This is a genomic window from Alcanivorax nanhaiticus (assembly GCF_000756665.1).
GTDB lineage: Bacteria > Pseudomonadota > Gammaproteobacteria > Pseudomonadales > Alcanivoracaceae > Alcanivorax > Alcanivorax nanhaiticus.
On sequence record NZ_ARXV01000006.1, the window covers coordinates 128846 to 151870 of the forward strand.

Annotated in this window: 13 protein-coding genes; 8 read left to right on the forward strand and 5 right to left on the reverse strand. The window is 51.3% G+C overall.

What is annotated here, in order from left to right:
• Positions 1-4: 4 nt before the first annotated feature.
• From Y5S_RS09205 to Y5S_RS09215, 3 genes are read left to right on the forward strand one after another with little or no spacing between them, the layout of a single operon-like run.
• Positions 5-3067: a type I restriction endonuclease subunit R gene (locus Y5S_RS09205; RefSeq protein WP_035232584.1), complete on the forward strand. Its 3063-nt coding sequence runs from the start codon at positions 5-7 to the stop codon at positions 3065-3067.
• The gene (locus tag Y5S_RS09210) at positions 3067-4653 is read left to right on the forward strand and encodes an AAA family ATPase (protein WP_035232395.1); all 1587 of its coding nucleotides are present in this window, start codon (positions 3067-3069) and stop codon (positions 4651-4653) included. The genes Y5S_RS09205 and Y5S_RS09210 overlap by 1 nt, the downstream gene beginning before the upstream one ends.
• Positions 4646-5509, forward strand: coding sequence for an HNH endonuclease family protein (locus Y5S_RS09215; RefSeq protein WP_035232397.1), 864 nt, complete (start codon positions 4646-4648; stop codon positions 5507-5509). Before Y5S_RS09210 ends, Y5S_RS09215 begins: the two co-directional genes overlap by 8 nt.
• 55 nt (positions 5510-5564) lie before the next feature.
• Here Y5S_RS09215 and Y5S_RS09220 read toward each other — a convergent pair whose 3' ends face one another.
• Positions 5565-8981, reverse strand: a complete 3417-nt coding sequence (locus Y5S_RS09220) for a TM0106 family RecB-like putative nuclease (protein ID WP_035232399.1) — start codon at positions 8979-8981, stop codon at positions 5565-5567.
• A 288-nt stretch (positions 8982-9269) separates the two neighbouring features.
• Between Y5S_RS09220 and Y5S_RS19855 the strand changes: the two genes are divergently transcribed.
• The gene (locus Y5S_RS19855) at positions 9270-11897 is read left to right on the forward strand and encodes an AAA family ATPase (RefSeq protein WP_035232402.1); all 2628 of its coding nucleotides are present in this window, start codon (positions 9270-9272) and stop codon (positions 11895-11897) included.
• Complete coding sequence (locus tag Y5S_RS09230) at positions 11894-13237, forward strand: McrC family protein (protein ID WP_052041493.1); 1344 nt, start codon at positions 11894-11896, stop codon at positions 13235-13237. The genes Y5S_RS19855 and Y5S_RS09230 overlap by 4 nt, the downstream gene beginning before the upstream one ends.
• A 57-nt stretch (positions 13238-13294) precedes the next feature.
• Here the strand turns inward: Y5S_RS09230 and Y5S_RS09235 are convergent, their stop codons facing one another.
• Positions 13295-13501 carry a helix-turn-helix domain-containing protein gene (locus Y5S_RS09235; protein ID WP_035232404.1) on the reverse strand — a complete coding sequence of 69 codons (207 nt, stop codon included), beginning with the start codon at positions 13499-13501 and terminating at the stop codon, positions 13295-13297.
• A 151-nt stretch (positions 13502-13652) separates the two neighbouring features.
• On the opposite strand from Y5S_RS09235, the gene Y5S_RS20020 reads away from it, so the two are divergent.
• From Y5S_RS20020 to Y5S_RS09250, 3 genes are read left to right on the forward strand one after another with little or no spacing between them, the layout of a single operon-like run.
• Positions 13653-13889 carry a hypothetical protein gene (locus Y5S_RS20020; RefSeq protein WP_035232406.1) on the forward strand — a complete coding sequence of 79 codons (237 nt, stop codon included), beginning with the start codon at positions 13653-13655 and terminating at the stop codon, positions 13887-13889.
• Positions 13882-15090 carry an Arm DNA-binding domain-containing protein gene (locus Y5S_RS09245; RefSeq protein ID WP_035232407.1) on the forward strand — a complete coding sequence of 403 codons (1209 nt, stop codon included), beginning with the start codon at positions 13882-13884 and terminating at the stop codon, positions 15088-15090. The genes Y5S_RS20020 and Y5S_RS09245 overlap by 8 nt, the downstream gene beginning before the upstream one ends.
• Positions 15080-15373, forward strand: a complete 294-nt coding sequence (locus Y5S_RS09250) for a hypothetical protein (RefSeq protein ID WP_035232409.1) — start codon at positions 15080-15082, stop codon at positions 15371-15373. Before Y5S_RS09245 ends, Y5S_RS09250 begins: the two co-directional genes overlap by 11 nt.
• Before the next feature lie 303 nt (positions 15374-15676).
• Here the strand turns inward: Y5S_RS09250 and Y5S_RS09260 are convergent, their stop codons facing one another.
• From Y5S_RS09260 to Y5S_RS09270, 3 genes are read right to left on the reverse strand one after another with little or no spacing between them, the layout of a single operon-like run.
• Complete coding sequence (locus tag Y5S_RS09260; RefSeq protein WP_035232412.1) at positions 15677-19051, reverse strand: site-specific integrase; 3375 nt, start codon at positions 19049-19051, stop codon at positions 15677-15679.
• Positions 19044-21407: a hypothetical protein gene (locus tag Y5S_RS09265; RefSeq protein WP_035232413.1), complete on the reverse strand. Its 2364-nt coding sequence runs from the start codon at positions 21405-21407 to the stop codon at positions 19044-19046. Before Y5S_RS09265 ends, Y5S_RS09260 begins: the two co-directional genes overlap by 8 nt.
• Positions 21407-22654, reverse strand: coding sequence for a hypothetical protein (locus Y5S_RS09270; protein WP_035232415.1), 1248 nt, complete (start codon positions 22652-22654; stop codon positions 21407-21409). The genes Y5S_RS09265 and Y5S_RS09270 overlap by 1 nt, the downstream gene beginning before the upstream one ends.
• Between the last annotated feature and the right edge of the window lie 371 nt (positions 22655-23025).

Here is a 23025-nt window from a genome sequence, read left to right on the forward strand (position 1 = left end):
GTTCATGTTCAACGAACAAACCGTCACAGAAAATGGAATTATTGACCGCTTAAAGGGACTTAGCGGAGAGCATTGGAAGTACCATCACGGTGAGAACCTGCCGAAACGAGCGCAGGATATCTTCGTCGATGAGTGGCTCAAAGACGCACTTTGTTCGTTGAACCCCGATATTGCTCGGCAGCCCGATTACGCCGATGAAGTGATTTACAAGCTACGCGGCGTGGTGCTGGAAGCCCGCCACACCGGTTTAGTAAAGGCCAATGAAAACTTCCAGGAATGGTTGATGGCCGAGAAGACCCTGCCCTTTGGCGAAAATGGCGACCACATCACCATCAACCTGATCGATTTCGACAACATCGAAAACAACCACTTTATCGTGGCGCAACAGGTGCACTATGTCGCCGCCACGGAGGTATTTTTCGATATCGTCCTCTATGTCAACGGAATCCCGTTGGTTGTGGGTGAAGTAAAAACCGCAACACGCCCTAGTGTAACTTGGCAGGACGGCGCTGCTGACTTCATCGGCGGCACTAAGCATTATTGGAAAAATGCGGAGCCCTTCTTCGTCCCAAACCTGCTGTGTTTCGCTTCCGAAGGTCGAACCTTTGCGTATGGTGCGATAAACGCTGGCCCCAAAGATTGGGGCCCCTGGCATACCACTGAACAGGAAGAAGAGCAGCTCACCGGCATGGCGTCAGTACTTGCCAGTGTTGAAGGATTATTGAACGCTCGAACGCTTCTGCAAATTCTTGAATCCTTCGCTCTCTTCTCAACCATCAAGACTGGCAAGAAAACGCCACCCAAACGCATCAAGCTGCTTCCTCGTTACCCTCAATTCGAAGCTGCCAAGCAAATCGTCGACCGGGTTAAAACCGGTTACCCCAAAAAGGGACTGATCTGGCACTTCCAGGGTTCTGGTAAGTCCCTACTGATGCTTTACGCCGCTCGCATGCTGCGAGCCGACAACAACCTCAAAAACCCCACCGTTCTCGTCGTGGTGGATCGACGAGACCTTGATAGTCAGATTAACGAAACCTTTGGCGGTGCAGACGTTAAGAACCTCGTCAAAGTGCAAAGCTGCAAGAAACTGGGCGAGCACATTGAACAGGACAGCCGGGGCATTTTGATAACTACCATCTTCAAATTCCAAGATATCGAAATTGATGAAAGTAATCACAAAGGCCTGAATAACCGGGACAACATCATTGTGCTGGTGGACGAAGCGCACCGTACCCAAGAGGGCTCCCTCGGTGACAAGATGCGCTGGGCCCTACCGAATGCACACTTCTACGGCCTGACAGGTACGCCCATTTCAAGCATCGAGCGGAACACCTTCAAGCTGTTTGGTGCGGACGAAGACCCTGGCAGATACATGAATCGCTACAGCTACAAGCAGTCCATCCGCGATGGGGCCACCGTAGCGGTGAAATTCGAGCCGCGCTTGGCTGAACTTCGTGTAGACAGAGCCTCTATTGACCATGAGTTTGAAAGGCTTGCCGAAGAACACGGCTTGGACAATGAAGAAAAGACTGCGCTGTCTACTCGGGCGGGCAAACTGGCAGTCATGTTGAAAGCCCCCAAGCGTATGGAAGCTATCAGCGACGATATCGTTGAACACTTCACCAGCCATGTAAAACCGAAAAGGCTGAAAGGCATGGTGGTTGTTTACGACCGAGATGCCTGTGTTCAGATGTATTACCTACTCGGCCAGAAGCTTGGTTTCGATACCGTCGAAGTGGTCATGAATGTCGATCAAGCTCCAATTAAAGCGAAAGGTGGCGGCAAAGACGGAAAGGAAAACAAAGACTGGCGTAAATGGAGCAAGGAACTTGAACTGCCGATAACGGAAAAGGACTTCCAGCGTTGGCAGGAGATTGATGGGGATGACCAGCTACAAAAAGACCTGATCGAGTCCTACAAAGATCCAGAGAATCCTCTCCAGCTTCTTATTGTTACGGCAAAACTGCTCACCGGCTTTGATGCTCCCATTTGCTACTGCATGTACCTGGACAAGCCGCTTCGAGACCACACCCTCCTCCAGGCCATGTGCCGAACTAACCGCCTCTATGAGGCGAACGGTATGCGAAAGGAGATGGGGCTGATCATCGACTACCTTGGCGTGTTCGAGAACCTTCGAACCGCCCTCGCTTACAACCCCGACGAAATCGAGGGCGTTGTCGAAGGCATCGAACGCTTCAAGGAAATGCTTCCAGAACAGTTAAAAAAGTGCCTGGCGTTCTTCCCTGGAGTGGATCGATCCCTTGAAGGCTTTGAGGGCATCATCGCGGCTCAGGAATGCCTGCCGACCAATGAGAAACGAGACGAATTTGCCGCAGCGTTCGGCGTGCTCAGCAAACTCTGGTCTGCCATTAATCCAGACCCTTTCCTCGCGCCCTACCGAAACGATTACAAATGGCTTGCGCAAATCTATGAGAGCGTTCGACCTATAGGGCAAACAGGAGCGCTTGTCTGGGCTGCTCTCGGGCCTGAAACCATCAAAATGATCCACGAGAACACTGATATCAAACGCATCCGGAACGATATCGATGAATTGGTGATGGATGAGCACGCTATTTTCACGCTCACTGAGAAGGAACAGGAAAAGCGTGCACGCAGGCTCGAGATTGATTTGATGGGGCGGCTTCGCGGTAGTGGAAACCCAGAATTCGTCGCGCTCGGTGAACGATTGGAGAAACTCAGACAGCAGTACGAAGCGGGGGTGATAAAAGCAATCGACTGGCTCAAGGGGCTTCTGGATACTGCGAAAGAAACCGTTGAGCTTGAGAGGCAGACTGGAGAGCGTCCAGTGACTGAAGAAGACAATGTTCAGGCGCTCACCAAGCTTTTCATGGAAACCAGGCCCGATCGAACGCCAAAGGTCATTCAGGATGTGGTGGAGCAGATCGACAAGATCGTAAAAGCGACACGATTCGATGGTTGGCAGAATTCCGCAAGTGGACCGAGAGAGATACAGAAAGCTTTGATGTTGACGTTAGTTCAGTTTGGGCTTGGCAAGGATAAAGAGCTATTCAACAAAGCCTATGAGTACATCAAGGGGCATTATTGATGTTCAAATTTCGAGTTATTCCTAGAGACGTAAGTATTCCAAGCTCAGGAAAGCTTGTCGGATACCTGAAAATTGATCGTTGGAACGACTTTCATTACCAAACGATGTTCCAACTATCTATCTTCGATGAAGGCGGCAATTTCCACAAAATTGGAAACATCAAAATAGGATTCGTTGGGCAATCCGTATCTACAGCAACTCACACAACTCTTGAAAAAGAGTTTGAAAAGCTACCTGAGAGGTACTTTTCTCTAGGTGAAGACGTCGAATATTATTCTAACCTTTCGAAACTATCATCAGATACAAAATCTAAGGTTCTGGAATCATTAAACGACCTAGTTGATCGAGAATCAGTATTTAAAAAAGCTATAGACGAAGACGTATTCAGAACCTCTCTGCTACGCGACACCAGCTTATCAATAATCAAAGGCCAGTATTTTAGGGTGCTTTATGGCAAGCCCGCCCTTACTAATTTCGAATTTTCTTTTAAACGGGAGAAAACTGAAAAATTATCGGAAGTTTCACTGAATTTTCAGGTGGAGGCGAACTCAAGCCCAAGCACGAATATTCATGCGATCATTGGTAGAAATGGATGTGGAAAAACTACCATCCTGAATGGAATGATTCAGGCCGTAACGGACTCAGCAATGTCGGATTGTCAGTTCGTCGACAAAAGCTGGCTAGTTGACTCTCCTATAAGCCGCGATTATTTCGATGCGTTGGTTTCAGTATCTTTTAGCGCATTCGATCCTTTCAGTCCGCCAGAAGAGCAACCCAATCCCGCAAAGGGAACCTGTTACTACTATTTAGGGCTAAAAAATCGCAATCAGAAAGGTCTGCATTATACCCTCGAAGAGCTTCAAAAGAACTGTGTAAGCAGCCTTATAAATTGTTTTAGCAAGGAGGGCAAAAAAAATCGGTGGTTGAAGGCTATCGACAAGCTTTGTTCTGATGACAACTTTGAAGCGATGGATTTAAAACAGCTCGAGAGCTTATACCGGGCAGAAAAAAGTGAGACTCATGACAAGCAACAGCCAGATTCCAATCGATTCCAAAAGAAGTATTATAAGAAGATTAAGCCTATTCTATCCGAGATGAGTTCAGGACATTCAATTGTTCTATTAACCATCTCTAAATTGGTTGAAAAGGTCGATGAAAAAACGCTGGTTCTCTTAGATGAACCCGAAAGTCATCTACACCCGCCACTGCTTGCAGCGTTTACACGTGCCCTCTCAGACCTTCTACACGACAGGAATGGTGTTGCGATCATTGCGACTCATTCACCGGTCGTGTTGCAGGAAATACCCAAGTCTTGTGTCTGGATTCTAGATCGAATTGGCTCTTCACTAAAACCAAAACGTCCAAACAGGGAGAGCTTCGGTGAAAATGTGGGAGTACTTACGCGGGAGATTTTCGGGTTAGAAACGGTTAAATCTGGTTTTCATGATCTGTTGGTGGACAAGGTAAAAAGTCTAAATTCATATGACAAAGTCCTCAAAGACTTCAATGGTCAACTCGGTCTTGAGGGGCGAGCAATTTTGAAAGCTTTAACTTCGAAAAACGAAGAGAACGGGTCAAATGATTAAACTGCCGCCCCCTGTTTACCAATTCGATCAAGTATTCAGTACCTGTCTTGAGGGCCTGGATAAGAAACCAAAATTTAAAGCCCGACTTTCTGCTGGAAAAGCCGATATTGATGCCCAGTTGGACCTCTATTCTGAAAAAGCGCCAATCGGTGAGCTTTACACCCTAGAGCCTTTCGTGAAAGAGCATGGCCCGGATCCCATTATTGTCTCAGATCTCAAGAAATCTGAATTTTTAAATCTTTACGAAGTCCACCTTAGAGGTAAAGAGAAGCCCGGCAGAGTGATATATGAAAAACTGTTAGCATCGGCAAATGGAAGCTGCCCCTATTGTGGCGGGATAGGTCGGCCAAGGAACCTAGATCATTATTTGCCTAAGTCTAAGTTTCCGCAATTCTCGCTTTTCCCAAAAAACCTGGTCCCGGCCTGCCGTGATTGCAATATGGATGGAAAAGGGCAAGGGTTTTCAGCTTCCGCCGGAAAACAGATAATCCATCCATTCTTGGATGCTGAGCATTTTTTCCAAGAACAATGGATTTTCGGAACATATGACCCATCTGATGAACCGACCGGATCTGTCAACTTTTACGCCGATCCCCCTCTTCACTGGTCCGAGGTAGACCAGGAGCGCGCCAAAACCCATTTTAAAGACTTTGAACTCGGGGTCCGATACGCAAAGGAAGCTGGTAGTCGACTCATTTCTCTTCGGGAACAACTTGATAAGTTGGCTGATCTAGGCATTTCATCAGACGAAATTTCAAAGGTCCTTTTGCGACCCATGGTTGACCATGCGCCTCACGTCAATCACTGGGAAAGAGTTATGGGAAAAGCCGTTATTGAGACCATGAATGACGGCTAGACCAGTGTCTGTTATACGTCATAAATTTTTTGGGCGTATAACCCAGGGCGAGGCGCTAGCGAGTGGGCTGGACATTTTCAGCCAACTCAAGAAACCTGCAAAAAGCATTTGCCAGTTTCATTTGGCCGGGTGTTTTACAATCAGCCTCAAAAACAGCTGGTGAGGCAACCAACACCGCCAAGCACTTGGCCCTAGAAATCGCCACATTCAGTCGGTTCGGGCTATAGAGAAACTCCATCCCTCTTGGCGCATCTGCATGGCTGGAGGTCGCCATAGAAAAGATCGTGATGGGTGCCTCCTGACCCTGAAATTTATCGACTGTGCCCACCCTTGCATCGGGCAACCTCTGATGAATCTCAAACACCTGAGCGTTGTAAGGCGCGATAATCAGGATATCTGCCAGAGTCACTTCTTGCTCGCACCCTTCACCATCAATCCAAGTCGTATTACTGTTCAGAATCTCGTTGACGATTCGGAAGACCTCATCCGCCTCTTCAGTTGAACTACTCGTGTTGCCGCTGTGTTCAACTGGCACGAATCGTAAGCCGGTGCCAGAAAGAGAGCCTTCAGATTTGATCTCATGCTTTGCCGCCTTGGGAATGGCGGACAGTTTACCCTCGTAGAACAGTTCCGAATTAAAGCGGCAAATTTCTGGATGAAGGCGGTAAGTGACCCCCAGAAACAGACCTTGATCGTCAGAAATGGTCTGGTGCCCTTCTAATAGGTGGTCCAAAGCAGAACAATCCGTTCCATCAGGGTGTGAGCCTTGGGTCGGCTGTTCAAGCTGTTGAGGATCACCCAGCAGGATCAGGCTCCTTGCACACGCAGAAACCGCTACCACGTTGGCTAGAGCCATCTGAGCTGCTTCGTCGACAATGAGTACATCAAGTGTTTCTTCTGCTTCTGCTCGGGCCCAAAGGAAGCTCGTTGCGCCTGCAACTTGAGCAGTGCCTTTCTCCAACGCTTTGAAAAGTGCTTGGTTGCTTTTCGCAAAGACCAGGTTGGTTTGATCAGGCTCCTTACTGCCCCCGCTGGGCTTTTGAATGCATTTGAGATCAATGCCTCTCTCAACCGCAACATCGAGAGCTTTATCGATCAGATTTCGGATGACCTTGTGGCTATTCGCGGTTATCCCGACGGTCATCCCCTTTTCAACCAGATCACAGATAACGTGAGCCCCCGTGAAGGACTTACCTGTTCCTGGGGGCCCCTGAATCGGCAAAACATCACCACTCAGAGTGGGAGCGATTCGGAGCGCAGCATCCAACGTTAGCTCGCCCTCATGCTGAAGAGAGACTCCATCTTCACCGACCTTTGAGCGAAGCAAAATTGATCGGCCAGCTTTATATGGGCCATCACCCTCAATGCCATGTTCTGCTACGTACTCTCCTAAACGAAAAAGCGCGGCCTTCTGTTCATTAGTCCTTATGAGAGTGTGAGAAAATACCGCTTCAGGATGTATTTCTGCGGTCGCTCCCTTCTTTTTGATATCCAGCGTTCCATCTTCCATCGACACCGCTTCAACCTTACCGAGATCGTCGCCCCCTACGGCCTTCAGCTCATCTCCTGCCCGCACCTCAGTGTCTTGGGGAATAAACTTGTACCGGTCGGTAGGAATACCCTGGTTTGAGGTCTCAACGGTACCTACGAACTCCAATCCCGCGATTGCAGCCCGTTCCCGCAGAAGTTCATCCGGCTGCAATTCACACAGCCGGAAATATTCCCACCAAACCGATTTATCTTCTCTTCGATGCCATTCTAATAAATGGGCCAGAATCCAGCGTCCGTGCTGTTCGGGAGTGCGCTCTTCTTCGGCTACCGGAACCCCATCAATCAGACGGTCAACCAGTGCCTGAATACGCTGCGCCTGCTCGTCAGCTTCTTCACTGGGCTCAGGTCCTGGTTCTGGCCTATTAATCGAATGTCCTTCGCTGATTAGTTCAGCCCGCAAGCTTTCAAGCCAATCTCTCAGAGCAGCGGTGGAGAAGCAGTCATCTGCGTTGTAAGCCTCTACAATCGATTTTGTCTGATCTGTTACAGAACCAAAATCATCTAACTCGATATGCGATGAGAGTTGTGTGAGCGCAACGTTGGCATCGTGAAGCGAAACCTTGCGTTCAAACTTGAAGAACGGTTCCAGCTTTTTGAGAGAGTAGCTTTCCACACTGGCACGGATCCCATTTCGAACAACACTCAGAAGGTCGACAAACACCAGCCCTCGAAGCAAATTGTCCATTTCGTTTTCACGCGAGGCATATCGCCCCATGAGACGTTTCAGAGCCGATGGTTCGTATGGAGCAAAATGGTAGACATGCATGTCCGGGTATTGCTGACGACGCTCTGTTAGAAAATCGATGAAACCCTCAAAGGCAGCTTTCTCTTCGTCTGGCCCAAAGGCCCATTCAGCCTTGTATTCGACCTCTCCGCTCTTGTTCTTAAAGACATACCCAAACAAGTACTCAAGGCCATGCTCCCCGACGAACTGGTCACTCTCGATATCAAAGAATACGTCGCCTTCTGAGGGCTTTGGTAGTGTCCCAAACCCAGCACCGGGAACCGGATCGAGAAACTCTCGTCTGAGTTCACCACTTTCTCGGGCGACAACCTGAATCAAAGCTTGTGCTCGGGCTTTCTCGAGGGAGGGTTTAGTGCCTCGTTTTGGCTCGAACGGAATTGGTATTGGAAGCTCTGCCAAGTCTTTCATAGTGGCAACGCCGTGGGCGTTTAGCTCAACGATCTGTGCTTTGGTGATATTGGCAACGAGGCAGAGATGATCGTCGTCCCGTCGCCGCTGGTCGCATTGGCTTTGCCAACGACAGATGTCGCAGTGGGACTTGGGATCGGGATAGGTCTCGATAGGATCATCAGTATTGATGTCGGTTTCGGCTGCTTTCCGAACCTGCCGGAAATAAGCTGCATAATCGGCGAACCGGTATTTTTGGGGCTCGTAGTCGCTCCATGGCGCAACTACAAAAATGAACTCGGGATCGACCTCTTGCACGCTCGCCAGAAGATCGGCATAAAGACAGAGCTGAAGAACGGTTCCACCCTTCGTCTCTCGCGCCAATTTTGTGTCAATGATCTCGTACGACCAGCCCCCCAGCGCACTGGGCTTTTCTACTCGTTTCAGAAAGTCGGCTCGTCCGCTCCAGCTTCCATTTCTGAGCGCAGCCTGGGCAATGATCGGCGCACCGGCTTTCATTGCCTCTATGGTCTGATTGATGCTTTCTTCGTTTACTTCGACCCCTTCGATGACAGTGACATCCAGTCCCTCAGATTTTAAGTGCTCGAGGTAGCCCTGCTCGTGGCGTTGCCCGCGCTCCCGAAGAATTTCCAGCAGAGGGTCGTAATGATCCGGCTTTTCACGTTCTCCTTGAGCCACCTGCTTTTCAAGGGTGACCAAATGGTTGCATGCGCTGTGAGCAACAAGATCAGTAGCGGTGAGTTGAAAATGCCCATCTAGGTGTCTCATTGGCTGCAACCTCCGTGTGTGCAGGTACTCAAAGTTTATAAACTGCCGAGCATCATGTTTGGGGAAAACTTGAGCGCCTTTTCATTTTTTCAGTATTCTAGATACGCCAATTTAGACGACATTCTGCCAATAGACCAGTTAGGATGGTAAGACTATGAAATGAAAACTTCTTTTCCCTTTTGAGGGGCTCACACGTTTTGCTAGAAGTTTACTTCGTCTATTGGCTTGCGACTTGGATCGGAGCGCAGCCTGAAAGGCGAACTGACTACCAACAAAAAGGATCGGCAGGTGGATCAGTACACATGGGTACCAGCGTTTAAAGCACTCACGCAATGGATCAAAGATTATGAGGATCGGCAACCAGAACTCATCGCGATCCTACAAAAATTGGGAATAGAAAAGGGACTCACCGACGAAACTGAGACCGGTGAAAAGGTGCCTTTACAAGAAATTGATCCATTCAGCTTTTTTGCCATTTTCATGAAATATGGGGAAGAGACACGCAAGAAGCTGTTCAAGGAACTAATAGAGCTAATAGGCCTAGATGCACCACCTCCCTCCGATTTTTCCGGCGTGCCCAGTGCTCAGCCACTGAAGGTCTGGCTTTTCCCGTATGCCAAGTCTCGGGCTCCGGGAACTATCAGCAAGCTCTGGAAATTTTTTCGGGATGCGGCCACCTTCGAGTTCGACAGAGAGCAGTTTCAATCTGTGCTCTCGATTAAAGGAACAGGTTTCGCGAAGCTTACCCAGTGTCTATTTTACGCCTACCCCGACATCTATTTACCGGTGGACGGACAAACTCGCCATTGGCTTACCTCGAACGGCCTGGAGATTCCCAAACCCAACTGGCAAGACTACAGAGAATGTCTCCAACGCGTCCGCAATCTGACCGATAAGCCTTTCTGGGAAATTTCGTACCAAGCTTGGTACGAGAATCAAAGCACGCCATTCGACTCTAAAACCGCAGTTGAGCACCTTAAAAAGGTCTATCCCGGAACGTACTCGGGAACGATGCATATTGCAGGATTCAAGTGTACGAATGGGAAGCCTATTGCCCTTGATCCTAAACCAAAGTCAGTGAAGGTTTTTATTGGGGACAAACCTCCTGAAGAAATCCAACTCGAAAAAGTGAGGGAGTACGGCCCGCGAGACACCCGTAACCATCACTTAAAACAGCATGCCCCATCCCTTGCACTGGGAAGTACAGCCTACTTGGTACCGGTGTCATCTATGGACGAGCTGGACACGCTATTAGAGTGGTATGACGAGGAGGACAACGATATGTCTGAACCCATTTCGGAAGAAAACCTTCCTCAGAAAGAAGAGAACATCATGCCAACTGAGCCACTCAACCAGATTCTCTATGGGCCTCCGGGGACCGGGAAGACCTACCGTACTACTGATCTAGCCGTCCGAATCGCCGATCCAGTTTGGTACCAAGAAAACGCTGATCGATCTGCGTCCTATGAAAACAGAGCAGCTATTAAAGCAAGGTTTGACGAACTGGTTCGATCAGAAAGAATTCAGTTTACGACGTTCCACCAGAGTTTTGCTTACGAGGACTTCATTGAGGGAATAAGGGCTGAAAGCCAGCCAGAAACGGATGAGCTTCACTATCCCGTGCGAGATGGAGTTTTCAAAACGCTATGCAAGAATGCCGACAAACGGGTAATCGCTCACCAAACTATCTCATCATCGAACCTGTCTGATAGAGCGATCTGGAAAATGTCCTTGGGCAATTCTCAAACGGCTGAAGCCGGTGAGGTTTTCACCGAGTGCCTTGAGAACGATTATGTACTCTTGGGATGGGGCGGAGACGCTGACTTCTCGGGGTGCGATGACTACGAATCTGTCAAAAAGCGATACCTCGAGCGTTACCCTTCTGAGACGCAGGAATATGCATTTCGAGCCGTTAATACCTTCAGAAACCAAGTAAAAGAGGGCGATTTGCTTGTTATTTCTGACGGCAATTCTCGATTCCGTGCAATTGCAGAGGTCACTGGCCAACACAGAAAACTTGAAGATAAGCCTGATTGGTTTCACCAAGCCCGTGACGTCAAATGGCTTCAAGTCTACGAAAATTCACGGCCTGTGAGTGAGTTGTATAGCAGCCAGTTCACCCAAAAGACTCTGTACAAATTGAAGCCCTCCAAGTTGAGCCTCAGTCGCCTTCAGGAAATGGTCTCAACGGAATCTCCAGAAGAGGACGCGCCTCCTCATGTTCTGATCATCGATGAGATCAACCGAGGCAATATCGCGCGGATCTTTGGGGAACTCATTACCCTCCTAGAACCGAGCAAGCGAGCTGGAGCTTCTGACGCGCAGTCGGTGACATTGCCTTATTCCAAAGAGCAGTTCTCAGTGCCATCCAATGTTTTTGTCATTGGTACAATGAACACAGCTGACAAATCCCTGGCCCAACTGGACCTGGCACTTCGTAGGCGCTTTAGCTTCGTTGAAATGCTTCCTGATCCAAGCAGCTTGTCCGACACCACCGTTTACGACATTCCGCTTGATACGCTTTTGGATATGATTAACCAGCGTATCGAAGTCCTGCTGGACTCTGACCATCAGATTGGGCATGCCTATTTCATAGAACTAGCAGGCATGGAATCGGAGTCAGAACGACAGGTGGCTCTCCGGCACATATTCCGCGACAAAGTCATTCCTCTGCTTCAGGAATACTTTTTCGAAGATTACGAGCGTATCGGTTGGGTCCTGAACGATCCTGCCAAAGCTCCCGAGCATAAATTCATTACTCCAGGAACGACTGGTGCTAATGCCTTCACGCGCAACTTAACCGATCTTTTCCCAGGGGAAATTGCAGAACAGTTGACCGACAACAGGTTCAAGATCAACGAAACCGCTTTCGATGAAGCAGAAGCGTATCAACAGATCGTTGGAATGCATCGGTGATTCAGGTTCGCGAGTATGCCGTCCTCACCGCTGATCCTGAGGCCAACCCGACTATGGATGTCGGGCAAGTGTCAGGTGCAACATTTGAGTGGCTTATCGACCTGCACAATCAGTGGGAGCAGGATTCAAAGCTCATGATTCGGAACGGCAAGAAATACCTAAAGCTGGGAAGCTACATCGGTTATCTCCAAAGCCCTTCCGGTGAAGGCATCGAAATTCTGCCAAAAACTGAATTTGCATCGCCGGAAGAGCCCGAGTCGCTGCGAACTCTTTTGCAGGACATGCTTAGATGCTCTGCGTCACTAGATGGCCGCGAAGGAGACTCAGCGGACCTCAAGCGCTCTGAGCTACCCATTCACGAATGGATCATCGCACAGTTTCTCAATCAGCTGACCCACCTCGTGAAGCGAGGTCTCCGATTCGATTACGAAACCGTCGAAGAGGAAAGTAGGTTTATTCGCGGTCAGTTGGATGTAGGCAGACAAAGCCGACAATCCCCAGCACGAGCCACTTGGTTCAATATCCGCCATGACGTATTCACCCCAAATAGGACCGAAAACCGTCTGCTGAGAACCGCACTGGATTACGTGCTTAAGCTCACGAAGAACGCTCGGAACTGGCGGGTAGCAAACACACTGTCTCACCAACTGTCCGTTATCGAGCCTTTCAGAAAGCCCCTGCCACAAATCGGTCAATGGCAGAACACCAAGTTGATGCAGCCCTACAAAGCCATAAAGCCCTGGTGTGTTTTGGTTCTCGAACGGCTAAACCCCAACTTTCAACACGGCCTGCACAGCGGCATTGCGATGCTGTTCCCGATGGAACAGCTTTTTGAAAACTATGTCGCACACCACATCAAAAAGCGGATGCGCTCTGGTTCGTCACTGACATCTCAAGCGGCAAGCCAATGGTTGATAAAACACTCTCCGGATGGGGGCCCTGAGAAATCCTGGTTCCAAATGAAACCTGACCTGCTGGTAACTTATCTCAGTCGCAAGAACGTGATGGACGCCAAATGGAAGCTTTTGGACTCGACTCAGAACACACCGGCTGAGAAGTACGGCATTAAACAAGCTGACCTCTACCAACTCTTCGCTTATGGGCACAAATACCAGAACGGATATGGCCATATGCTGCTGGTTTATCCCAAGCATGCGGCATTTCAGGAACCTCTGCCTGAGTTGAGTTTTAGCGAAGATCTTCACCTATGGTGTGTTCCGTTCGACCTGTATGAAAAACGGCTAATTGGTGGCGAGTGGGAAAGTTTTTTCCCAGCTTTGACGCGAGGTCACCAAGGGGCTTTGGGGCGCTGTCACTTACGGCCACAAGAACAGGTCTAATAACCGGCTGAAAATATGGGGTTGCCATTACCTGGACTGCCCCAAACCAGAACTTGTTTACCGATCTTCCTTAAACTCGAACAAATCGCCCACATCGCAATCCAGATAGCGACAAAGGGCGTCAATTGTCTCGAGCTCTACCCGGCTCGCAGTCTCGTGATAAAGCCGGGTAATCGTCCCCCGGTTCACCCCTGTTTCCCTCGCCACATCAACAATCTTGAGCTTTTTCTCACCCATCAGTTTGGACAGATGGCACTTAATCATTTGGCCCACCAAAGAACAAATTAACCCGCAGGAGATCAAAAAGACTTGAAAAAGGTCTTTATGGGTGCATAATGATCTTCAGGAGGACATTTTGAAGCGCTAACAGCGCGCCATGTTCTCCAGCACCAAACCATAGCAGAGGTGAATTGTTATGTCACAAGAGTATCTGACCACCGAAGAGCTCGCTCAACGCATCAAATACGATGTTCGGACCATCCGTGAACGGCTGAAGGATTCCGTGCTGCTTGAGGGCATCCATTATTTCCGCCCCTTTGGCGGCCGAAAGATTCTCTATATCTGGGAGAAAGTCGAGCAAGACATGTTTGACCAGGCCAGCAGCACTGTGTTTGCCGTGCCGATGGCACGGGGAGGTGTGTGCCGTGGGTAAGATTGTAGAGCGGCCAGAGACTGGCAAATTGTTCTTTGACTTCCGCTACCGGGACAAACGCTGCCGAGAGCAAACCGCTCTTGATAACACGCCCGCAAATCGGAAAAAACTCCAGGCGATTCTCAAACGAATCGAAGCGGAAATCACACTGGGCACTTTCGAGTACCACAAATATTTCCCAAACAGCCCCAAAGCCCAGGAGTTCACGAGGCAAGCAGAGCTCCGGCGTTCTCGCGAAGCTCACGACACGCCGTTGTTCAGTGAGTTTTGTGAAACCTGGATGGATGAGATGCGGGTGCAGTGGCGAAAGTCGCACATCACCACCATCGAAGGCACTCTGAAGAATTACCTGATCCCGGAGTTTGGGGAGAAGGAGGTTGGCCACATCACCAGGCAGGAAATTCTTTCGTTCCGGGCGTCCCTCGCCAAAGTTCAGACCCGGAGCAAAAAGCCACTTTCCGCCAGCCGTATCAACCGCATCATGACGCCTTTGCGCATGATTCTGGGAGAGGCAGCCAACCGATTTGAGTTTACCTCACCCTTTCAGGGGATCAAATCACTGAAGGTGCCGCGGTCCGATGTGGAGCCGTTTTCGCTGGAGGAAGTTCGGCTGATTCTCGCCACGGTTCGGGCGGACTTCAGGAACTACTACACCGTTCGCTTCTTTACCGGTCTTCGGACCGGTGAGATCGACGGGCTGCAGTGGGATTGCGTCGACTTTCAACGCCGGCAGATTCTGGTTCGCCAGGCACTGGTGAATGGCGAGATCGAGCAGACCAAAACCGACGGCAGCTACCGGCACATTGAAATGCCTCAACTGGTCTACGACGCTCTGAAGGATCAGCGCAAGGCCACCGGCAACAACACTTTTGTGTTCTGTAATGGCGCAGGCAATCCGCTTGAGCACAACAACGTCACCAAGCGGGTGTGGTACCCCCTGCTCAGCCATCTGGGCCTACGAAAGCGCCGGCCGTACCAGACCCGCCATACTGCCGCCACGTTGTGGCTGGCCGCTGGCGAGAACCCGGAATGGATTGCCCGGCAGATGGGGCACACTACGACCGAAATGCTGTTCCGGGTTTATAGCCGGTATGTGCCGAACCTGACCCGTCGGGATGGTTCTGCGTTTGAGCGGCTGTTGATCAATGAGTTCGAGGCCAAGGTAACACCGGAAGAGGAGGCAGCAAGCGATGAGGTCTGAGCTGATGTTATTGGCGGCCATGCCGTTGAACCGTCTGATACCTGCCGAACGGCGCACCGTTCGTAATCTGGCTAGCAGCCTGTGTGTGGCCATGGGCATCCTGCAGGAGGGCTGTCATCTGGTGGCCATCCTTGGTCTGGGAGGAGAACGCACCAACCAGGAGGCGATGGAAACCTGGGTGTACTGCGAACTCGTTAAGCAGAATCTGGAAGCGGGCCGTGACTCTCTTCCAATGCTGATCAACCGGCTTCAGGAACTGGAGCATGAATGGAGGACATACTAATGGCCAATCCGGCGATTGACACTGCGGGCCTTCATCTAGCCTTTTGGAGGGATCAGTTTACGGTTCTCGGAGTGCATCCGTTCCAGTCAGCTCGCACTCAGAAAACCATTTATCAACTAACCCTGCACTGCCGCGGACGACAGGTGATGGCTTATCTCGCGCAGGCTCAGGCAGTTCAGACTGGCGTACCGGTATTAGGCAACCGAGTGACCGCCAGCCTGAAGCTGCTGAGATTTCCTTCGGGAGGCCGCCTGATCGTGGAGTCGTTAGATCTTTCCTCCAACACTCAATAGCGTGAACATCTTAGCCAGGGACGGCGCCCTTCTCACTTTCATCATCCAGCGTGTCAGCATCAAAGCTCCCGTCTCGGAAACTCTCAGGCACTGCGTCGTACAGCACACACCCGGTGAACACCACAAACCGAATGGTGGGCCAAAGGTATTTGCCAAGCTTGTGCGGGGCTTTCCAATCAAAGCTGACATTGCCATGCATAGGGATTCTTATGTCCTCGGCCGGCCGGATAATGATGGCATTTTGCGCAACACCCAAGCTCTGTCCCCAGAACTTTAAAGCTGCTTTTCTGTTCTCTTCTTTGACCGTCAGCGTAATAGTAGCCCTTGCTCCGAGGCGAAACTTCTTCATCAGAGCCATAAAGGCAATCTGCCTTGACCTTCCCAGGGGCCGGAGCGGAGCCTTACTCCGCTGCACGCTCTCGGCTGCTGCGATAAGCGCTCGTCGCCCAGACTCCGGATCTTCAGCCATCCAGTCAGACAACCATTTGAAGAACTGCATACACTCCTGAAACGCGGATTTCGATTGGGGAGGGCTGATGTAGGTCGGCAATTCCGGTGCCCGAAAGATCAGCGTAAAGGCCTTATACAATTCTGTGTTAGCTAGCTCTGATTTCGGTCTCAACGAAAAACTCAACCGAATGCCAAGCTTTCGAGTCGGTGAGGGTGTTCCGGTCATGCCAGTAGAGCTGTTCATCAGCAACGCCGAGCGCTCATACCACTGCTGCACGATCGGCAAATCCAGATCCAACTGGGCCGCCGTTTTCTCCAATGCCACAGGCAGGGGCTCATGGATCTGCGCCTGCGTCCGAATGAAAACCTGGCACGAAACCCGATACGGCAGCAGCGGATTGATGTCTTCGGCCACCCGGTTAACAACGGGTGGCAATTCCTTCTTTTTATCGCTGATTTTCGGAAGCGCCATCAGGCCTTTCGCAGGTATTCGAGCCACAGCTGCCAATGTTATTCCGGGTGTCACTCGGTCCTTTAGCTGTGCACGGTGCCGGAATCGTTCAAGTGCACCTGAAGTTTTGTCTAGAAGCGTTTGCTGCTGTGCAATCGTGTAAGACCGATCATCGCTAAGCAAGTACTGGCGAAGTGCGAGATCCAGCAGGTGGGTGTAGCTTTTTAGGGTCACCCTTTCACTCGAATGGCCCATCCACTGAGCCAGCTGAGAAAGCGGCCGCCAGGCGTTAGCGACTCCAGCATTCACCGTGTTGCCTGAGCCGTGCACGGCTGGCATGAGTTCTACGTCATTCGACCGAACCCAAGTTTCCTGCAAGAGGTCAAAAGGTTTGCGCTCCAGCAATCGCAGCAAGGTCAGCGATGCAAAACTGTGTCTCAGATGGTGAAAACGTATATTTTCATCACCCGACACGGACCTGAGCAGGGCCGTCAGCCCATCAAACGCCCATTTTTCCTGGATTCGAAAGGTTCCGCTGACTGGATCTTCGAACAAGGCGTCACGCGCCTCATCGTTGGCACGCCGCAACTTGCGCCCATTCACAAACCCGGTCAACCACTCCAGTTCATCTCCGGTTAAAAGCAAGCGTAAAGGAAGTCGGCGGATTGCCGCGTCCGACTTTACGCCGGCAATTTTGGTGGGACGGACCAGCAGCTCGGGATTGTTAACGGTAGGATCCCCGAGGCCATGGAAGTCACCGTATTGCCGGGCCCAACACTCGGTTCGCCGGAGCCCACAACGGAACCCCATAATCAGAAGCGCCAGCTGTATCCCCGCCAGCTCATCGTCGGCACGAGCCATCAAAAAGCCCTTTGCCCGGTGATACTCCAGAGGCGTCAGTATTGCCGCGTCCACGCCATAGCCTGAGCCCTCCTCCATTGGGATACGAGGCATTCCGTAATATCGGTGAAGGAACTCATGCCACTCGGACAATGTCTGCCTGAGAACTCCACCGTTACCGGGAAAGCCGCTCACCACCGTCTCATAGATCGATTGCCACTCATCCGAATCCAGGCTTTCAGGGTTCGGAATGTCAGTTGCATAGGGCAACAACAGTTCCAGGTGTTGAAGATTGCGAATCTTTTGCTGCAAGGCCGGTGACACACTCTCGTCGGTTCTCAGAAGCGCTCGAACGTAGTGACACATCAACTGCACCAGAATGGAGCACCCCTTCTCTTCTGCAATTTTGTCGAGCGTTTTGAACACCTCCGCTTTCGTTGCCAATACATCCCTCCGTTGCCTGTCCGTCCCTATAGGGTCTCTGACCCCCTGGGCGGTCAACGCTTCAGATGCCAGGAACCGCACCCGCTTCATCAGACGTTTGAAAAATGGTTTTTGGTCGGTCAACGGGAATTCAGGAATGATGAGAGCCGGAGAGCCGACCATCTCGTTCTCACGTTCGGCCTGAGATGCTTGCAGTGCAGGTTGGACCACCGTCCCACCGGTCAACAATCGCATCCAGTTAGACAATGGCAAAGAAGCGCCCAGGTCAGGTGTTCGGGCGTAGTGAACCAGGAAACCTGGCGCGACCATGACTAGGTTTGCCTCGGCAACCGCAAAAACATGCAACGGCCGGTTCAAGGTAATCCGGCTTGCCTCAATGAGCCCACCGACAAAGCGTTTCAGCAGTTCCTCATCCGGAGACGCCTTACCTTTTACCTCATTTACCTCTGGCCAATTGCTGCCCCAGCGCAGGTACCAGCGTCGAAGCAGCAGCTCGGTGATAGGCGCCAGAATGACCCGACGGCAGGTGTCGGTTGAGGGACGGGTACGCCCGCCAAGCGAGGTCGATTCCAATTCCAGCCATGTGTAATCACCGGCGCTACCGGCACCCTGCCGGATCGCCTCACTCAGCCGGTTGAACCATCGGCGCGCGGTAACGCCGCTATGAAAAACCAGGCTGTACAGTAACTCACCAGCATCCCTCTCCATGGCCTCTTCGGCTGGCAGCTCAGGGGCAGCAATCTCCAGGCTGGCCAGGAACGCATCATTTATACGGTCGTAGTCGGCCAATCGGGCTCCCATGTCAGGGGTGGTGAACGAGGAAAACATCTGGACGCTTTGCACAGGCATCGGGACGGGCAGCTGCCAATTCCGGGTTTTCACCCCGTCCTCCAACAGTTTCACGAGGTAGTACTGCCGGTCCTTGACCGCCCGACCTTCAACGGTTTGACAGGTATTGTCGATCAGCAGGGCAACCTCTTCGGCTGTCATCGTCAATCCTCGCTGGCCGCTTGCCAGCTCCGGGTGGTGCTCTCGCAGATAATCCCGGACCGCCTCCAGGTGGCCGAGTTTCTCGGCGTTTCGATTATTGGTCCGGTACTCGGAGCCCACTGAGGGTCCTTGGTTTGCCGCTGACAGCCTCTTCTTCAAAGCATCAATCGGTTTATTTAATGGCTCAAACACTGCTTTATCATCACGCATCGAGACCTGCCTCCACCCCGAACCCCAACTCATCCAACAACGCCGCTGTTGCCGGCACAATCCGATTCTTCATCTCGAAAAGATCGAGCGATGAGAACTTGGCGAGAGGCTCAGTCCCCACGCCCCAGTGCCCCATGAAGACGTCGACCAGATAACCTGGAACCCCCTGGTCACGCAGGAAGCCTCTCAGGGTGTGCCGGCTGACGTTCAGGGGCCACGGAAACGTCCATTGAATTTCATCCGCCAATCGTTTTGGGGTCGCGAACTCTGACTGGAGTTTCGCATCAAGAAAAACGAAGAAGGTTTCAATGGGAGCTTCGACTCCTACCTCATTCAGGCGCAGCTTCATGTGCTGCCGGTGCGTCTCATAGCGGCGAAGCTGATCGATAACGACCTCCGGCAGGTAAACCAGGCGAGAGTGGCCGAGATTGTCATCCACTTTGTCAGCAATAATTACGAATCCCCGGCGCTCGTTGAACTCGTATGGATGGGCGATCGGATCGCGAACGGCCCGAAAACCGGTCGACCACATAACCTGCAGGATGGCGTACGCTGTAAACAGATTATGAAATCTTCGGATGTTGGCCCTGGAGTAGGCCGTTTTACGGTATTCGGCAATCTGCGCTCGCAATCGGCTTACGACGTCTCGCATGACCTCCAGACGCACGCAAAATGGAGAACCCACTCTCGGCAAACCGAAATCGAGGTTGGCAGGAGCCATCGACGGCGACGAGAGCCCCAGGTTCACCAGCCAGGTATTCACGACATCGACATAATCCGCCGCCAACGTCTCAACCGCCCGGGTGTGGTAGTAGAGGTTTGCCGATTGCCCGGTGGGTAGCGTGCGCCCGGTCACCAGGCTCGCATCCACCGTATCCGTGGTTTGATGAATCAACCCCTCAAACACGCAGGTCTGAATTCGTTTCAGGGTAATCCTCGAACCAGTGCTCTTATTGATTTTTTTGATCTCAATCGCAATCTCCTCAGCCACAGACTCAGTCGAAAGATTATTCGCGAAAAGAATCCGGTCCTTCTTTCGAGCCCGCCTTGCAACCGGTTCTACCCGCGGCCTGAGTATTTGCCAAAAAACATCCGGAATCGGACCGATAAACAGCTTATTTGTGACCTCCATATGAGGCGCCCATTTTTTCGCTAATTTTCGACGCTCCGGAGGCTCCGCAACAAAGCCTGCCCAAGCTTGATCGTCTCTGACGAGGTAGATACATCCCGGTTTATTTGTTGTCACATTATCCGGTACTTGAGAGCGGTTCTGGACGACCACAGTTTCCGATATAGATTCCAGAGAGCGCCCGGTGAGGAGGATCAACAGGACATGTAGGCGCGTATTTTCAGAGCCCATCTTGTTCTCAAACAGGGCTTTCAAAACCAGCCCTCGCTCATAGTCGTTGAGGCTTTCCCAACGACCTGGTAGAAAACTGTTTGCACGCCGGTATGCTGCGCGCTTCGGTTGCTGTTTTCTGAGTCCGATGGAGGGGGTTTCACCACGCTCGGTATTCAGGGCGGCTCCGCGCTGTGAGATCAGAACGCTCTCATTCATCAATTCCTCTGGCGCATTGCCAGCGCGCCGGTACTGCGTATGCACACGCTCCGACTGCTTCGGCAGCGTAATGTGGACCGTACGCCCCTGAACACCTTCCACCTCAGAATCAACATCGTTGTCCAAAGGGGTCCATTTACCGGTTTTCTGTATTTCCCGGCGTTGTGACTTTTGTTTGTCGGATTGGTAAGTAACGAATTTCCCTTCACCAAGATAAGATTTGAAAAATCCATGAAGTTCTTTGAGGTAACGTGTGTCCTGCCCTTCAAATTGCCGTTGATCCAGGTGCTCATTGACTCGGGCAAAGTGTCGCTCAAATTTTTCTATATCGTTTAGAGGCTTTGGCACTTTCACCAAAGCTGAGTCCGATAGGAACCTTAACGCTCGCCAAGCATCAGCAAGCCGCCGGTCAAACCCCTCCTTTTCGGAAGGAACTAATTCTTTTCGCCAAACGGCGGCAGTGTTAATGACATACGCTGAAACCTGCAGTCTAATTTCAGAGCACTCCGGTTTCCTCGCGAGTTTGTACAGCCCAGCATGCTGCGGAGATTCACCGACAATTCCCCGGGGTCCCCGGCGGTTGGGGGCAAGTTCCTCATACTTCGTTTCTACTGAACCGCAACCCAACCATTCCAGAAATGCGTCCGCACCGTCGATCGGCTGCGAAATTTCTTCAAATGCCTTCACCAAGCGTGGTAGCAGACTTACGATGCTATCCATCCCGAGCCAGTCTGATCGAGGCTGCACAAGTTCGATCAGGAGAGCCTCGGGGTTATTGGGGTCAAATTTCAATGCCATCACGCGACCTCCGCGTCGTTGAGGGGAAGACGCATCTGAGCCTTCGCCGTTAGATAACCCGTGAGATATTTCTCCAGGTTCTTGAGGTGCCGCCGCTCGGCTTTGCTGTCAGGGTTACCGTCGTCACACTGTTGAGATGTGTCCTGAACTTTGTGGAGCAGACTTTCAGCGTTGGGTGAGAACGGCGCTAACTGTCCGATGGTGTCGAGTGACAACGCCGAAATAGCGGCCCAGGCATTCTTCGGATTGGAAAACTGTTTGAGGAGACTGTCGCTATGGAGATCATTCAGCCACTCGATACAAGAAGCGGTGAGCGTCGCGCAGAGCTGTAGACGTAACCCCGACTCTCTTTCTTCAGCAGCCTGTTGCCACATAACCGTGAAATGAGCTTTGACCGCGTCGAGGATTTTCGATGCTGGGGCATCGTCAGCTACATCATCGGGTTGCACAGTTCCATCGTTATCCTGTCCCAACAGTTCTACCTGGCGTAGGGCATCGCTCAGGTAGTCAGGGACAGCTGGCGACGAGCTCTGGAGGCCTGGCTGTTCAGAGCCGGAGGCTAGTAGGTGTTCAAAAATTGAGCGGGTGCGGGGGTCCAGAAATACAGGCTTGATATCGGCACTTGAGGTTCTAGCCCCCGCCTCAGCAACACCCGCTTCCAAGTCGGGGTGATCAACCTCACTCAGCGCGTCATGATGGTCAACTTCAGGCTCCTCGCTCTCGTCCGGCCGAAGTAAGTGCCGTGCCAGTCCGGGAACGAGAACCGGTTCCTCATCCTGGATTTTGAGCTTGCGGCTGATGCCGGCGAACTCCTCCAGCCCCACTCGAGTGTTGAGAGAAGGTGAGATCCAACGGCGCTCCTCATCCGAAAGACTGGCCCAGAGTCGAAGGAAAGCATTTTGCGAGCCCAGCCCGAAAAGCAACGCTGCCAGTAATCGCGAAACCTGCTGACTTTCAGCTTCTCGGTGCTTCCACACGAGAACCTGAACCTTGTTATCCGGAGCGAATACTTTCAGGAGTGCAGCTACGTGCGCGTTTCCGACGACACGGTAATCGCCATTCCTGGTCTTGCAAACCGAAACAGGATAGTGACTGGCCACAGCTAGAAGCGCGTCTTCAGTGAGGAGTTCTGGCCTACGTAGTCCAGAGTAGGAGCCGAGGATCACGTCCTCAACCTCGGTATCTAACCGTTCAAGTCTTAGTTGCGCAACGCGTAAAAATTTTAGGGTTCGCTTAGTTCCGGTCACGTTCTGCTCCTAACTGAATTCAATCGACATCAGGGGCGTTCGACCTTTGCCCCTCAAAAATCCTTTTTTAGGAGTATCACTGCCCCAGAAAGTGCGCAAGCACGCAGGCCGTCAAAAAACCGAGCCTTTTCAGCAAGTTAGGTAGGCTTAACGCCTACCATGTAACCATAAATGACCACCGAATCATAAAATATTATATGTAAGTAACTGATTTTTATGATTATGTTTTACCCAAGAAAAAACCGTTTATTTCACCAAGCTGGGAAGGAACTGGAACAGGCATTGGCGTCGTACTGGAAAATGCGTACGAAAAAGCCCGCTTTTAATCTCGACTTTGGAGCAAAACAAAGGCGAAGTGACCGCAAAGGCAG